At 55.8% G+C, this 14,016-nt stretch carries 13 protein-coding genes and 1 tRNA gene; 4 read left to right on the forward strand and 10 right to left on the reverse strand.

Annotated features, from left to right (window positions below; all coding sequences use genetic code 11):
* Position 1: 1 nt before the first annotated feature.
* Both ACZYGA_RS10850 and ACZYGA_RS10855 read right to left on the reverse strand, forming a co-directional pair.
* Positions 2-1,459, reverse strand: coding sequence for a coniferyl aldehyde dehydrogenase (locus ACZYGA_RS10850; protein WP_479399166.1), 1,458 nt, complete (start codon positions 1,457-1,459; stop codon positions 2-4).
* 293 nt (positions 1,460-1,752) lie between these two features.
* Positions 1,753-1,829, reverse strand: a tRNA-Arg gene (locus ACZYGA_RS10855).
* 145 nt (positions 1,830-1,974) lie between these two features.
* Here ACZYGA_RS10855 and ACZYGA_RS10860 point away from each other — a divergent pair.
* Positions 1,975-2,469 carry a c-type cytochrome gene (locus tag ACZYGA_RS10860; RefSeq protein ID WP_479399167.1) on the forward strand — a complete coding sequence of 165 codons (495 nt, stop codon included), beginning with the start codon at positions 1,975-1,977 and terminating at the stop codon, positions 2,467-2,469.
* A gap of 13 nt (positions 2,470-2,482) precedes the next feature.
* Here ACZYGA_RS10860 and rep read toward each other — a convergent pair whose 3' ends face one another.
* The 4 genes from rep to pyrE all read right to left on the reverse strand — a co-directional run bounded on the left by rep (position 2,483) and on the right by pyrE (position 6,549).
* Positions 2,483-4,564, reverse strand: a complete 2,082-nt coding sequence (gene rep, locus ACZYGA_RS10865; RefSeq protein WP_077379907.1) for a DNA helicase Rep — start codon at positions 4,562-4,564, stop codon at positions 2,483-2,485.
* Between the two features lie 75 nt (positions 4,565-4,639).
* The gene (trmL, locus tag ACZYGA_RS10870; protein ID WP_479399169.1) at positions 4,640-5,113 is read right to left on the reverse strand and encodes a tRNA (uridine(34)/cytosine(34)/5-carboxymethylaminomethyluridine(34)-2'-O)-methyltransferase TrmL; all 474 of its coding nucleotides are present in this window, start codon (positions 5,111-5,113) and stop codon (positions 4,640-4,642) included.
* Positions 5,114-5,258: 145 nt separating this feature from the next.
* The gene (locus tag ACZYGA_RS10875) at positions 5,259-5,819 is read right to left on the reverse strand and encodes a YfaZ family outer membrane protein (RefSeq protein WP_077379903.1); all 561 of its coding nucleotides are present in this window, start codon (positions 5,817-5,819) and stop codon (positions 5,259-5,261) included.
* A 55-nt stretch (positions 5,820-5,874) separates the two neighbouring features.
* On the reverse strand, positions 5,875-6,549 hold the full coding sequence (gene pyrE, locus ACZYGA_RS10880; protein ID WP_077379901.1) for an orotate phosphoribosyltransferase: 675 nt from the start codon (positions 6,547-6,549) through the stop codon (positions 5,875-5,877).
* Positions 6,550-6,635: 86 nt separating this feature from the next.
* Between pyrE and ACZYGA_RS10885 the strand changes: the two genes are divergently transcribed.
* On the forward strand, positions 6,636-7,403 hold the full coding sequence (locus ACZYGA_RS10885; RefSeq protein WP_479399171.1) for an exodeoxyribonuclease III: 768 nt from the start codon (positions 6,636-6,638) through the stop codon (positions 7,401-7,403).
* Positions 7,404-7,535: 132 nt separating this feature from the next.
* On the opposite strand, the gene rph is transcribed toward ACZYGA_RS10885, so the two are convergent.
* Positions 7,536-8,282, reverse strand: coding sequence for a ribonuclease PH (gene rph / locus ACZYGA_RS10890; RefSeq protein ID WP_077379897.1), 747 nt, complete (start codon positions 8,280-8,282; stop codon positions 7,536-7,538).
* A gap of 199 nt (positions 8,283-8,481) precedes the next feature.
* Between rph and ACZYGA_RS10895 the strand changes: the two genes are divergently transcribed.
* Together ACZYGA_RS10895 and dcm are read left to right on the forward strand one after the other, a co-directional pair.
* Positions 8,482-9,345 carry a YicC/YloC family endoribonuclease gene (locus tag ACZYGA_RS10895; RefSeq protein WP_479399172.1) on the forward strand — a complete coding sequence of 288 codons (864 nt, stop codon included), beginning with the start codon at positions 8,482-8,484 and terminating at the stop codon, positions 9,343-9,345.
* 126 nt (positions 9,346-9,471) lie between these two features.
* The gene (gene dcm / locus ACZYGA_RS10900; protein ID WP_479399174.1) at positions 9,472-10,878 is read left to right on the forward strand and encodes a DNA (cytosine-5-)-methyltransferase; all 1,407 of its coding nucleotides are present in this window, start codon (positions 9,472-9,474) and stop codon (positions 10,876-10,878) included.
* 62 nt (positions 10,879-10,940) lie between these two features.
* Here the strand turns inward: dcm and ACZYGA_RS10905 are convergent, their stop codons facing one another.
* Genes ACZYGA_RS10905 through ACZYGA_RS10915 form a run of 3 tightly spaced genes read right to left on the reverse strand, consistent with a single transcriptional unit; the run spans position 10,941 to position 14,006 of the window.
* On the reverse strand, positions 10,941-11,381 hold the full coding sequence (locus ACZYGA_RS10905; protein WP_479399176.1) for an EcoRII N-terminal effector-binding domain-containing protein: 441 nt from the start codon (positions 11,379-11,381) through the stop codon (positions 10,941-10,943).
* The gene (locus ACZYGA_RS10910) at positions 11,365-13,194 is read right to left on the reverse strand and encodes a DEAD/DEAH box helicase (protein WP_479399177.1); all 1,830 of its coding nucleotides are present in this window, start codon (positions 13,192-13,194) and stop codon (positions 11,365-11,367) included. The genes ACZYGA_RS10905 and ACZYGA_RS10910 overlap by 17 nt, the downstream gene beginning before the upstream one ends.
* Positions 13,191-14,006, reverse strand: a complete 816-nt coding sequence (locus ACZYGA_RS10915; RefSeq protein WP_479399178.1) for an HNH endonuclease — start codon at positions 14,004-14,006, stop codon at positions 13,191-13,193. The genes ACZYGA_RS10910 and ACZYGA_RS10915 overlap by 4 nt, the downstream gene beginning before the upstream one ends.
* Between the last annotated feature and the right edge of the window lie 10 nt (positions 14,007-14,016).

Here is a 14,016-nt window from a genome sequence, read left to right on the forward strand (position 1 = left end):
CCTAGCGCATCAGCAGGCGGCGGATCAGACCATGGATGGCGCGTGCTGCCGGCCCGTCGGCATAGGGCGGATACATCAGCTTCGCGCCATTCATGCGCCCCTTGGCAAAGACGCCCTTGGCCTTGCTCAGCGTCTGAAATCCTTCCCGCCCGTGGTAATGCCCCATGCCGGATGGCCCGATGCCGCCGAACGGCATGTCATCCTGCGCCACATGCAGCAAGGTGTCGTTCAGACACATTCCACCTGCATGCGTGCCCTCGGTGACCCGCTGCTGTTCGTGCTTGTCGTGGCCGAAGTAGTAAAGCGCCAGCGGGCGTGGGCGCGCATTCACGTAGGCCATCGCAGCGGACAGCTCATCCACCGCCGCGTCCGGCAGCGCGACAATCGGCAGCAGCGGCCCGAAGATCTCCTCCTGCATCACCCGCATCTCATCCGTCACCTCAAGCAGTGCCAGCGGCGGCATCAGACGCTTCTCGACCAGCGCCGGGTCATCCCAGTCAGCGGTGTCGAGCAGTGGCCTGAGCGTCGCACCCTTGGCCAGTGCATCCTCGAGCACTTCCCTCACGCGCTGGTATTGACGCTGATTGATGATGCGCGAGTAATCCTGCGTCTCGGCGAAGCGCGGATAGAAGCGCTGGAAGCACTCCCCCAACGCCTGAACCAGCGACTCGATCTGATCTTCCGCACACAGCACGTAATCCGGAGCGACACAGGTCTGGCCGGCATTCATGCCCTTGCCGAAGGCAAGACGTGAGGCCGCCTCGCGGCGCTGCGCGTCGTCCGCCATCAATTGGCGCGACATGATCACCGGCGACTTGCCGCCCAGCTCCAGCGTGACGGGGGTCAGATTCTCCGCCGCGGCGCGCATCACATGCCGGCCCACCGCCGTGCTGCCGGTGAACAGCAGGTGGTCGAAGGGCAGTGCCGAGAAGGCCGCCGCGACCTCGGCCTCGCCGGTCACCACCGCGACCTGCACTTCCTCGAAGGCATCCGCGAGCATGCCGCGCAGCGCCTCGGCGGTTTCCGGCGTGAATTCGCTCATCTTGATCATCACCCGATTGCCGGCGCTCAGCGCGCTGATCAAGGGGCCGATCGCCAGATACAGCGGATAGTTCCACGGCACGATGATGCCGACCACACCAAGTGGCTGGTAGACGACACTTGCACTGGCTGGCTGGAAGGCGGCGCTGACGTGGCGCTTCGAGGGCTTCATCCAGCCCTTCAGGTGACGGCGTGCATGGCGAATGCCCTCGTAGCTCGGTACCAGTTCCGCCAGGCGTGTCTCGTGAGCACTGCGATGACCGAAATCTCGGCTGATGGCCGCGACCAAGGCCTCCTCGTGCGCCTTGAGCGCATCACGCAGCGCTGCCAGCCAGCCACGCCGCTCCTCGGCACTCGGCATCGGCGCGTGGGCGAAGGCTGCTCGCTGAGCGTCCAGCAACTCACGCATGCGAGCCATCTCGGCCTCTCCCTCGTGGTCTGATGAGGCAGTCGCAGCGTCGGAGGTGGCAGGCAGGTCGTCAACAGCACGGGGGTCTTCAGGGGAAGCAGGCGTCATGAGCGTATCCGGTGGGAGCTGTCGAGAATGACAGACGTCGTCGTGGCTCACTCCGTTTTAGAACACTCGTTTGATGGCGTCAAAGAAAGTCTGCACGACAATCCACGCAAGCCAGAATGCAAGAAGCCCCCGCACCGTGAGGTGCGAGGGCTTCTCGGATGTCATCTTGCCGAGCGGCCGATGACGGAATTCGTTGGCGCGCCCAGCAGGATTTGAACCTGCGACCCCTGCCTTCGGAGGGCAGTACTCTATCCAGCTGAGCTATGGGCGCGCATGCCATGGTTGCGGAGAACCAAGGCGCGCTTATGGTAACGTCTTGATTCTACGTTGTCGAGATATCACGCCCGTCACACGGTTGCCGCCCCCTCGGCCAGCGCTATACTGGCTCGATACACAGCCTTCAAAAGGTGCTCCTCATGCAAGCTCGCCAGCCATCCGCGTCATTCCTCACGCACTCATCCCTGCCGGTTTCCCTGAGCGCGATGCTGTTCAGCGTGCTTGTCAGTTCACAGGCGCTCGCCGCGGACAATTCGCATGACGCCATCGCCGAGCGCCTCAAGCCGGTGGGTGAGCTATGCCTGAAAGGTGAGAGTTGCGCAGGTGACATGGCCGGAGCGGGCCAACAGCCGTCTGCGGCGGCGGAGACCGACTCCGCCAGCGCTGCCAGCGCGATCGACGGCGAGAAGGTCTACGGCGGTATCTGCATGGCCTGCCATACCACGGGCGCGGCCGGCGCACCGCGTCTGGGAGAGGTCGGCGACTGGGAAGCGCGTCTCGCCAAGGGCGACGAGACGCTCTACACCCATGCCATCGAAGGCTTCAATGCCATGCCGGCCAAGGGCGGCAACCCGGCGCTGTCCGATGAGGAAGTGAAGGCCGCCGTGGACTATCTGCTCGACTCCGTGCGCTGACCCTCGAGCGCGACTAACCGAGCAGGGAACGCAGGCCCGCGATGGCATCCCGTCCGCGGGCCACCTTCTTCTCCTGATCCTGCGGCTTGTCGGCACGCCCTTCCCACTCGAGATCCTCGGGGGGCAGCTCGTCCAGGAAGCGACTCGGCACACAGTCCATCATCTCGCCGTAGGTCTTGCGCTGCCGGGCCAGTGTCAGCACCAGCGTGCGCCGTGCCCGCGTGATGCCGACATAGGCGAGGCGACGCTCCTCCTCCACCGTCTCCATCTCGATGGAGTTGCGGTGCGGCAACAGGTCTTCCTCCAGCCCCATCACGTAGACGTGCGGGAATTCCAGGCCCTTGGAGGCATGCAGCGTCAAAAGCTGCACACGGTCCGAATCGTCCTCCTCGGCCTGCTGCTCGAGAATGTCGCGCAGCACCAGACGTGAGATGGCCGCCGCGACATCACCGGTCTCGGTGTCACCGACCATCGCCTCGCTGCCCTCAAGCTCTTCCACCTCCTCCTGGGGATTGCCACTGATCGACTTCTCCAGCTGGTCGATCAGGATCCAGACGTTGGCCATGCGCCGCTCGGCGATCTTGGGGGCACTGGCGTTCTGATACAGCCAGCCCTCGTAATCCACTTCATGAAACAGCTCGCGGATCGCGCTGATCGACTGACCGGCGTCCATCTCGCGACGCACGCGGTCCAGCGTGTGGGTGAAGCGGCCGAGGCGGTCCAGGGCGCGCTCGCTGAGCTGCTCACGCAAGCCCATCTCGCTGCAGGCGGCGTAGAGTGACACGCCACGTCCGGTGGCGTAGTTGGCCAGCTTCTCCAGCGTGCCCGGCCCGACTTCGCGTCGCGGCACGTTGACGATGCGCAGGAAGGCATTGTCGTCCGCCGGGTTGATCAACAGACGCAGATAGGCCATCGCATCCTTGATCTCGTTGCGCCCGAAGAAGGAGGTGCCGCCGGAGAGCTTGTAGGGAATCTGATAGTGCTGCAGCTTCAGCTCCAGCAGGCGCGCCTGGAAGTTGCCACGATAGAGCACCGCGAAATCACGCCACTCGGCGCCTTCCTTGATGCGCCGCGTCAGGATCTCCCCCGCCACGCGCTCGGCCTCGGCCTCTTCGTTGCGATTCATGATGATGCGGATCGGGTCGCCATCGCCCATCTGCGACCACAGCGTCTTGTCGTAGACGTGCGGGTTATTGGCGATCAGGGTGTTCGCCGCGCGCAGGATGATGCCGGTGGAGCGATAGTTCTGCTCCAGCTTGATCAGATTGAGGCGCGGGAAATCCTCGCCGAGGGTGACGAGGTTCTCGGGGCGCGCGCCACGCCAGGCGTAGATCGACTGATCATCGTCCCCCACCACGGTGAAGGTCTGACGCTCCTGCATCAGCATCTTCACCAGCAGGTACTGACTGATGTTGGTGTCCTGATACTCATCGACCAGCATGTAGTGGATGCGCCGTTGCCAGCGTGCCAGCACCTCGGGGTGGTCACGGAACAGCACCACCGGCAGCAGGATCAGGTCATCGAAGTCCACCGCGTTGTAGGCCTTGAGATGCCGGTTGTAGGCCTCGTAGATCACTGCGGCGTACTGGGCGTCTTCATCCTCGGCATGCGACAGCGCCGCCCCGGGCAGGATGAGGTCATTCTTCCAGGTGGAAATCTGACTCTGCACCGCATTGATCTGCTCGGCGTCGGTGTCGGCTTCCTTGTGCATCAGTTCCTTGATCAACACCTTGGCGTCATCGGTGTCGAACAGCGAGAAGCCCGGCTTGTAGCCCAGTGTCTTCAGCTCGCCGCGGATGATGGTCAGGCCGAGGGTGTGGAAGGTCGAGACGATCAGCCCGTGGCCCTCGCGGCCCTTGAGCATCTTGCCGACTCGCTCCTTCATCTCGCGCGCCGCCTTGTTGGTGAAGGTCACGGCGGCGATGTTGCGTGCCTTCATGCCGCATTCCTGCACCAGATAGGCGATCTTGGTCGTGATCACGCTGGTCTTGCCGGAACCGGCCCCTGCCAGTACCAGACAGGGGCCATCGATGGCGCGCACGGCTTCCTGCTGGCGGGGATTGAGCTTGGCGAGGCGATCACGGATCTCGGTCATCACGGTGTCCTGCTGGGCGAGGAAATCAATCGAAGAAACATCTCTGGTGGTGCCGGGCACGACCGGGCAGCGCACTCAATCAAGCTGCACGGCCCCGGCAAAGTCGAGCTGACGCCAGCTTTCGTAGACGACGACGGCGACGGCATTCGACAGATTCATGCTGCGGCTGTCGGCCAGCATCGGCAGGCGCAATACCTGCTCGCGGGGGAGACTGTCGAGCATCGCCTGTGGCAGGCCGCGCGTCTCCGGGCCGAACACCAGCGCATCCTCGGCCTGAAAGCTGGCCTCATGCGGCGCGGTGCGGCCCCGCGTCGAGAGCGCGAAGATACGCGCAGGCTTCACGCTCGCGACGAAGTCATCGAGGCAGGCATGACGCTGCACACGTGCCCACTCATGATAATCGAGTCCGGCACGCCGCAGGCGCTTGTCCTCCAGCTCGAACCCGAGCGGCTCGATCAGATGCAGGCGAAAGCCGGTATTGGCGCACAGGCGGATGATGTTGCCGGTATTGGGCGGAATCTCGGGCTGATAGAGCACGATATCGAGCATGAGCGAACTCGCGGCAGATGACGAAACAGGGCGTTGGCAGGCCAGCATTCCCCTCATGGCAGCACCGCCCGTCAGGACAACGCAAAGCGGGCCCCGAAGGGCCCGCCATCTTACCGCAATGCGCATCCGTCGCGCAGGGCGGGAATCAGAACTGCAGACGCATGCCGACCAGCGGGCCGGAATCCAGCGTGCGCTCGTCACGGTTGTCGAAGTCCGCCTTCACCTTGCGGTAGCCGACATAGCCTTCGACGTTGTCGATGACCTGGTAGCGGGCGCGCAGACCGTATTCGTAGCTGTGCTCCAGCTCGTCGCTGGTCACGACGTTCGGGGTGACGTAGCCATAGCCACCCAGCGAGACGCGCGGCGCGCCCGGCAGGTAGTAGTAGCCATAGCCGCCCAGGCCCAGACCGCCGCCGTCACCGTGGTCGGTGTCGTACTGGCTCCAGCGTGCGCCGAGGCCCACGTCGTATTCGCTGGTGCGCTCGGTGCCCAGCAGCTGGACGTGACCGGCGGTGACATCATCGTGGTCATCGCTGGACAGGATACCGCCGCCGAGCTGGACACCGTTGCTGATCTCGCCGTTCAGCTCGCCCTGGACGGCTTCACTGTTGAGGTTGAGATCGGCGTTGCCGGCGAGTGCCGGGGCGGACAGGCTAGCGGCAAGGATAGCTGCCGAAAGGCCGAGAATGTTACGGTAAGCTGTCATGTGAATGTCTCTCTACGTGACTGGGAAATGTGGTGTGCGCGGGTCATGAGCGCTCTCAGGCGCTCTGGAGACCGTACTGCGCACGATAGTCGCGGATAGCTGCCGCGTACCCAGACAGTTCCTGCTGTGCGTATTGCTCAAGATACTCCAGCACCTGGTCGAGCGTCACGATACTGACCACGGGCATGGAGAAACGTGCTTCCACTTCCTGGATGGCACTGTTCGCTTTCAGGCCACCCTGTCCATCCGGAGCACGCTCCTGACGGTCCAGAGCGATCACGACCCCCGCCGCCTTGGCACGCTCGGCGTGGATGATCTCCATCACTTCGCCGATGGCGGTACCGGCGGTGATGACGTCATCGATGATCATCACGCGGCCTTCCAGGGGCGCGCCGACCAGCGAGCCGCCTTCACCATGCGTCTTGGCTTCCTTGCGATTGAAGGTAAACGGCATGTCGCGCTGATGGTGGTCGGCCAGCGCGACGGCCGTCACGGCACCCAGCGGGATGCCCTTGTAGGCAGGGCCGAACAGCACGTCGGCCTCCAGACCCGAGTCGACGATGGCGCGGGCGTAGAAACGGCCCAGGCGCGCCAACGCCTGACCGGAGCGGAACAGGCCAGCATTGAAGAAGTAGGGGCTCACCCGCCCGGACTTGAGCGTAAACTCGCCAAACCGCAGCACGTCCTGCTCGATGGCAAACTCAATGAACTCCCGCTGGTAGTCCTGCATCCGATATCACCTTTGAATTCGTTAGCCATTTACCAAATCGTCTAAAGCTCGGGTATCATACAGGCGCGACGAACCAGGGACCACGTATGAAAATCGCTACAGTTAACGTCAATGGTATTCGAGAAGCGGTCAGCCGCGGCTTCCTCGACTGGCTTGCCAGTCAGGACGCCGACGTCGTCTGCATCCAGAACCTCAAGGCCAAGAGCTTCGAGCTCGACGACAGCATCCTCTACCCGGAAGGGTATGAAGGCTACTTCCTTGACGCCGAGAAAGACGGCTTCTCGGGCGTAGGCCTCTACTGCCGCCAGATTCCCAAGGCCATCATGTATGGACTGGGCTTCGAGCAGTGCGACAACGAAGGCCGCTACCTGCAGGCCGATTACGACCGCTTCAGCATCTGCTCCTTCCTGATGCCTGACGGCAGTGATCCGGACGCCAAGGGCGCCTTCATGGAGCAGTATCAGGAATACCTCAGCAAGCTGCGCCGCAAGCGTCGTGATTACATGATCTGCGGCACCTGGCATGTGGCCCACAAGACCGTCGATCTCGCCAACTGGTCCGACAACCAGATGACGCCCGGCTTCAAGCCGGAAGAGCGCGCCTGGATGGATCAGGTCTTCGGCCCGATCGGCTTCATCGATGCCTTCCGTGAGGTCAATCGCGAGGCTCACCAGTACTCCTGGTGGCCGGCGCTGGACAGTGACCAGCCGCGCGCCCGTCAGGAAGGCTGGCGCCTGGACTATCAGGTCATCGACCCGAACCTGCGTCGTCACATCAAGAACGCATGGATCGATACCGACGCGACCTTCAGCGAATTCGCACCGGTGATCGTCGAGTACGACCTCGAACTGTGATCCGCCGCGTCTCGCCTTGAGCGCTCGGCCTCGGGCCACCCTGCCAGTCGCATGATGTGCCATCCGGCACTGACGAAAACGCCCCCACCGCGCAAGCGATGGGGGCGTTTTCCGTCGGGTCCCGAAGAGGAATCAGGCCTCGGCGGGCATGCCCAGCGCCGCACGCTGCGCCGCGAACAGCTCCGCTCCGGTCCGCTCGGCGAGATCCAGCAGCGCGTTGAGCTCGGCGCGATCAAAGGCTGCGCCTTCGGCCGTGCCCTGCACCTCGATCAGCCCCTTGCCTTCCGCCATCACCACGTTCATGTCGGTATCGGCCTTGCTGTCTTCCGGATAGTCGAGATCCGTGACCGGCACGCCCTTGTAGATACCGACGGACACGGCGCTGACCAGACTCACCAGCGGGTCGGTCTTGATCTTGCGCTCACGCTGCAGGCCCTGCAGCGCATCGACCAGCGCCACACAGCCACCGGTGATCGCCGCGGTACGCGTGCCGCCATCAGCCTGCAGCACATCGCAGTCGATGGTGATGGTGTATTCGCCCAGCTTCTTGAGATCCACCGCAGCGCGCAGCGCACGGCCGATCAGACGCTGGATCTCCACCGTACGACCACCCTGCTTGCCACGCGCCGCCTCACGATCACTGCGGGTGTGGGTCGCCCGCGGCAGCATGCCATATTCGGCGGTCAGCCAGCCCTTGCCGGAACCGCGCAGCCAGCGCGGCACGCCCGCCACGACAGAGGCGGTGCACAGTACGCGGGTATCCCCGAACTCCACCAGCACCGAGCCCTCGGCGTGACGAGTGAACTCACGGGTCAGGCGGATCTCGCGCGGCTGCTCCGGGGTGCGGCCACTGGGGCGGATCACGTTGGCTTCGCTCATGGGGATTCCTTTGTTGCAGTCTTCGGGAGGCCAGAGTCTACACGCCACGCCCACGGGCGACGACCTTCACCGCACACCGGGCCGCCCGCCCGAGAGCACTGGGCGCTCAAGAGCGGCGAGCGTACACTTCAAGACAATCATCACGGACGCTTCATGCTCCGCCCCTTCTTCCCGACTGCCAACCGACAAGGAGCACGTCATGGTCCACAGCATGACCGCCTTCAGCCGCCAGACCCATGAAGCCGACTACGGCACCCTGACACTGGAACTGCGCTCGGTGAACCAGCGTTATCTGGAACCGCACTTCCGCCTGCCCGACAGCCTGCGCGAACTCGAAAGCGCCTTCCGCGAAGGCCTGCGCAAGCGCCTCAATCGCGGCAAGGTCGAACTCTCGCTGCGCTTTGACGCCGAAGCCGGTGCCGACAGCCTCGCCGTCGATGCCAGACGCCTTGGCGAACTCAGTCGCGTGCTCGCCGAAGTCGGCCAGCACTGCCCGGACGCCCCGCAGCCCTCACGCCTCGCCCTGCTCGACTATCCCGGTGTACTGGTACGCGAAGGCGCTGACCAGGAGCGCATCAAGGCCGATGCCTTGAGTCTGTTCAAGCGCGCGCTGGACGAGCACATCGAAGGCCGCGCCCGCGAAGGCGAACGCCTCGCTGAACTCATCACCGCTCGCCTCGACAGCGTCGACACCCACGTCGCCGAAGTCCGCCGCCTGATGCCGGACATCCTCGCCCGTCAGCGCGAAACCCTGCTCGCCCGCCTCGAAGAAGTCCGCGCCACCCTCGACTCGCAACGCCTAGAAGCCGAACTGACCCTGATGGCCCAGAAGGCCGACGTCGACGAAGAGCTCGACCGCCTCGACACCCACGTCGGCGAAGTCCGTCGTCAGCTCACCCAGAAGGGCCCCATCGGCCGTCGCCTCGACTTCCTGATGCAGGAACTCAACCGCGAAGCCAACACCCTCTCCTCCAAATCCGTCGTCGCCGACACCACCCGCTGCGCCGTCGAGCTCAAGGTGCTGATCGAGCAGATGCGCGAGCAGATTCAGAATATCGAGTAATAGCAAAACGGGTGAAAACTAGCTGTCCCACTATACTGGATAAATAACCAGTCAAGTCTGGCGCCGCGACATAAATCGGAATACAATAGTGGCATTTCGTCACAGTTTTCACCCAGAGGAAGCCCCGTGCCTTTACCCCAACGATCAACAGAGCAGACATTAGACCAAAACGAGTCCTGCACATATTACGAAATCAAGGACCTCGAACTTCTTGAAAAAGCATTAGAGATATATGATCAAGGAACAATTGCAGATACATTGCATAAAGTTGAAGATCATTGGTGTCGGGAAACTCTTAACCGAAAAATAAAGAGTAAAAAAAACCCAAGGTTTACAACTGGCGAGCGATTAGCATTAATTGGTATGCTTCCCAAGAAGCCTAACCACTATGGTAATGCAGATTTCACGTTCATAGATTTATTTGCTGGCATAGGTGGTATACGCAAAGGGTTTGATGCTGTTGGCGGGGAATGTGTTTTCACATCTGAGTGGGACAAATTTGCCGTGCGCACCTATAAAGCTAACCATTACTGCGACCCGATCACACATCGGTTCAATCATGACATCAGAGACATTACTTTATCCGGAAACTTAGATATAGATGAAGAAACAGCATATAAAAATATTATTCAAAAAATTCCTGATCACGATGTTTTGCTAGCAGGTTTTCCATGTCAGCCTTTTTCGCTGGCAGGCGTCTCCAAGAAAAACTCTTTGGGGCGTAAGCATGGATTCGAATGTGATGCCCAAGGTACATTATTCTTTGATGTAGCTCGTATTATTGCAGCAAAACGCCCACCTGCCTTCGTGCTAGAAAATGTAAAAAATCTTAAGAGTCACGATAAGGGCAAAACCTTTAAAGTAATTTGTGAAGCCCTAGACGAACTAGGTTATGATGTCGCAGATGTGAACGCGCCGAAGGGTAAAGACCCAAAAGTCATCGATGCAAAGCATTTTATACCTCAGCATCGTGAGCGTATTGTACTTGTCGGGTTCCGTCGAGACCTTAAAATTAATGAAGGCTTTACTCTTCGTGATATCGAGAAACTATATCCAGAGAACAAGCCTAGTTTTGGAGACATTTTAAGCAAAGATGTTCCAGACAAATACATACTTACACCCAAACTATGGGAGTACCTCTATCGATATGCACAAAAACATCGCGAAAAAGGTAATGGCTTCGGTTTCGGACTAACACGTCCCAATGATATTGCCCGCACTTTATCTGCACGCTACCATAAAGATGGTTCCGAGATTCTAGTTGACCGCGGACTCGACTATTCAGAACCCTTTATGTCAGAGAGTAATATGGCCAAACGCCCAAGGCGACTAACCCCACAGGAATGTGCGCGCTTAATGGGTTTCGATAGGGTTAATGAAAGTAATTTCATAATACCTGTGTCAGATACACAAGCTTATCGCCAATTCGGAAATTCCGTAGTTGTACCTGTTTTCGAGGCTGTTGGCTTTCTTTTAAAAGAAAGAATACAAGAAGCCAAAATGATTATTAAAAGCACTAAACAAGAAAAATAAAATCAAAGCGCCAGCCCTAGAATACCACTAAACGGGCTGGCTAATCATCCACAAGCTTGCATCTAATATACTGCTTTCCACCCCCGAAGCACAACTGGCTTTTCAGCAGCCTCCTTATCGTCAGGTTTAACCTTACCACTGCTCTTGTTTATTTGAATATTGTATTCGTTTTTAACTTCAGTGCTGGTGAACTGCACCGTATCTCCTGGCTCAGCCTCCCATTTGGTGAAAAATTTAGTCATATGAGTAATCCTATACTCATTTCTGGTGCTTTTAATCGGCGAGAATGTTTTTCCATTATAATATACATAACGCATGATCCAGCGAGTACCCTTAGGATCAATACAGCTAATCTCAAAGTCTGGATTGAATTTTTTATAGTCCAATAGAGGAAAAAAACCCAATAGGCTTGGATTTCCTTTAGGTACCGTAATGCCTGCTTGGTGAGTTCCAGTCATACCTACATCATTTTTAGTCAGCACTTTCTCATAAGACTCGACCATTGTTACCCTCGCTAGGACTTAAATTTAATGCATTATTTAAATCTTGCTTTTCACGCTGTGAGATAGGCAGGGCATGATGACCTAGAGCCCTCTTCCACTCACTTCTTCCTAACATAGTCTCTTCTACAGTCCCTAAATAAAATAGTCTATATATAGTTACAGGTTGATTTTGTCCCCGACGATGAGCTCTAGCGGAAGCTTGCATTTCTAAAGCAGGATTCCAGCCCAATGTATAATGGATCACTATCGTTGCTGCAGTAATATTTAATCCTGTTCCAGCTGCTTTTGGATTCAGCACTAATACAGCAGGACCATCAACATGGGTAAAATCATCTACGATGGTCTGCCTATATTGCTGCATCGTACTACCATTAATAGCCCCCCAATAACTAAAGTCAATCCCATTATTACTTACGGCCTGTTGCAATATATCTCCGCACTCGTTAAAGTTAACAAAAACTAAAACTTTCTTGTTGCTTATTGATGCTTCTCTCAACAACTCAACACAAACTCGCATCTTGGGTGACATTAGCAAATGACTTGAAGTAGTATCAACATGCACCTCATCGTCAGAAGAGGATCTAAGCCACGGATGAGCGCAATAAATAGACAATTGACCCACTGCTACTAAGTTTCCCACGGGGCCATACTTATCTATTACTGATTCTTTTATTTTATTGTACTCAATAACCCCTGCGCTATCGAGGTTCAAAGGTATATCTATATCTGTACGTTCTGGTAAGTCACCTGCAACATCCTCTACCTTACGCTTCAATACGAATGTATTAGCAATCTTGTTGATTTCCTGTGCCGATTCCTCGCTATCAGGGAAATTTGCCAAAAAATCTTCTTCACTACCTAGTATACCTGGTATCGCCAAATCAGATAAAGACCATAAATCTAAAAGAGAATTTTCTACTGGAGTCCCAGTAACAATAATAGCATTACTCCTAGGTATTCTTGAAAGAGCAATACGTCGTTTAGAGTGCGGATTTTTCGCAGCTTGAGCTTCGTCACACACAAGACATACCCAATCTATACTTTCAAACAATACACTGTCGTTAACTACAGTATCATAGGTACTTATAACCACATTTGATCGCATTAAATTTTTATAGTAACCAGTACGCTCACTACCTTGGTGTACCAAATAAGTAAGCTTCGGTGAAAAACGACGAATCTCGCGACACCAGTTGGCTATTAAAGTAGTAGGGCACACAATAAGTATAGGGCTCTTTATATCCAACTTAAGATTCAACATAACAGCAATAACTTGTAAGGTCTTTCCTAACCCCATTTCATCAGCTAATATTGCCCCGCCGGTTATAGCTAATGAATCATTTAGCCATGATACCCCTCTCAATTGATAAGGGTAAAGAGTCGCTTTTAGGTCTTTGCTTGGGTCGATAAGTGGGATATTATTAGATTTAGAGTTAGCACTTTCCATAATAGCATTATCTACGACAACATCAACCCCCGCCAACCCAAGCTTATTCAGGCTGATAATTGAAGCGAAGCTTATATCATCGACATTATATTTTTTTATTTCCTTATCTATTACATTTGTAATATCACATGGTAGAAGTCGTATCCGGTCTTCTACAAAAAGCCAATTGTGGAGCGTACTAATACAAGGGTAGAACGTCTTACTTCCTCCTCTTTTAACAAAAGCACCTAATCTAAGTACATATCTAGCATCTTTTTTAGTTATATAAAAACTAGGATTTAGCAGCCTATTAGATACTCGTAATTCTAGTGAGTCAAAATCGATTTTTTCATAATTGGGGTCCAATGAACATAAAGATAAGCTCATAAACACATAATCTCCATTAATTCTTTTGGAGTATAGGCTGGCTTTCTCTTATGAATAGACCTATGACAGTTCGGGCATAATGGTATTAAGTCACATTTAGGATTATAAGGCTTTGCCATATCTATTTCTGACAATGGTTCTATATGATGCACTTCAATAATTGTTCTAAAATCTACACCGTTAGTAATTTGTGGCTCAAATCCACAAACACCACATACATAGCCATGTATAGCAAGGCATAGATAGCGATTTCTTGGGTCTCTTTCCCTCTTCTTTGTCAAGATATAAAAATCATCGCCTTCCAAACCAGCATAATCAGTGTCAAGTGGGAGTTCTTCTGTTGTATAACCAATCATCTCACTAAAAATAGCTATCAGTGGAGCCATTGCATTAATTATAGAATCTGTTATTTTCTCCTTAGAATGCACATCAACAACCTTTCTTACCACGTACACTTTGAAACAAGATGAAATCTTCCAGTCACTCGGCTTGCTTGGTTTTACTTCAATAATTTCAGGATCATTATCGAGCTGCTCTATAAGCGCGTTTTCTAATATTGGGTCACGCAATGGACCTCTAGCCTTAATATGACTAATGCATTCAGAAGCATAAGGACCGAACTCAACGGATACTATATGTCTATTTAGTCCAGCAGGCCTTATCTTAAATACTGGCCCATTGGACCTAGTATAGCCATCAAACCAGTATAACAAGCCTGTGCGCCCATTTTCCTTCCTAGTCTCTCCATGTAACTGGATCTTTAGTAAAGATAAAATAATATCTGACACTTGATCAACCATATACTCATTCATTACTAATATA

The sequence above is a fragment of the Cobetia sp. BL01 genome (assembly GCF_056493605.1).

Coding starts and splice junctions, on each gene's coding strand:
- ACZYGA_RS10905 (WP_479399176.1), bottom strand. CDS start 11,381: ATGGTCGAGTCTTATGAGAAAGTGCTGACTAAAAATGATGTAGGTATG.
- ACZYGA_RS10895 (WP_479399172.1), top strand. CDS start 8,482: ATGGTCCACAGCATGACCGCCTTCAGCCGCCAGACCCATGAAGCCGAC.
- ACZYGA_RS10850 (WP_479399166.1), bottom strand. CDS start 1,459: ATGGCTCGCATGCGTGAGTTGCTGGACGCTCAGCGAGCAGCCTTCGCC.
- trmL (WP_479399169.1), bottom strand. CDS start 5,113: ATGCTCGATATCGTGCTCTATCAGCCCGAGATTCCGCCCAATACCGGC.
- ACZYGA_RS10875 (WP_077379903.1), bottom strand. CDS start 5,819: ATGACAGCTTACCGTAACATTCTCGGCCTTTCGGCAGCTATCCTTGCC.
- ACZYGA_RS10860 (WP_479399167.1), top strand. CDS start 1,975: ATGCAAGCTCGCCAGCCATCCGCGTCATTCCTCACGCACTCATCCCTG.
- rph (WP_077379897.1), bottom strand. CDS start 8,282: ATGAGCGAAGCCAACGTGATCCGCCCCAGTGGCCGCACCCCGGAGCAG.
- ACZYGA_RS10885 (WP_479399171.1), top strand. CDS start 6,636: ATGAAAATCGCTACAGTTAACGTCAATGGTATTCGAGAAGCGGTCAGC.
- ACZYGA_RS10910 (WP_479399177.1), bottom strand. CDS start 13,194: ATGAGCTTATCTTTATGTTCATTGGACCCCAATTATGAAAAAATCGAT.
- pyrE (WP_077379901.1), bottom strand. CDS start 6,549: ATGCAGGACTACCAGCGGGAGTTCATTGAGTTTGCCATCGAGCAGGAC.
- rep (WP_077379907.1), bottom strand. CDS start 4,564: ATGACCGAGATCCGTGATCGCCTCGCCAAGCTCAATCCCCGCCAGCAG.
- ACZYGA_RS10915 (WP_479399178.1), bottom strand. CDS start 14,006: ATGAATGAGTATATGGTTGATCAAGTGTCAGATATTATTTTATCTTTA.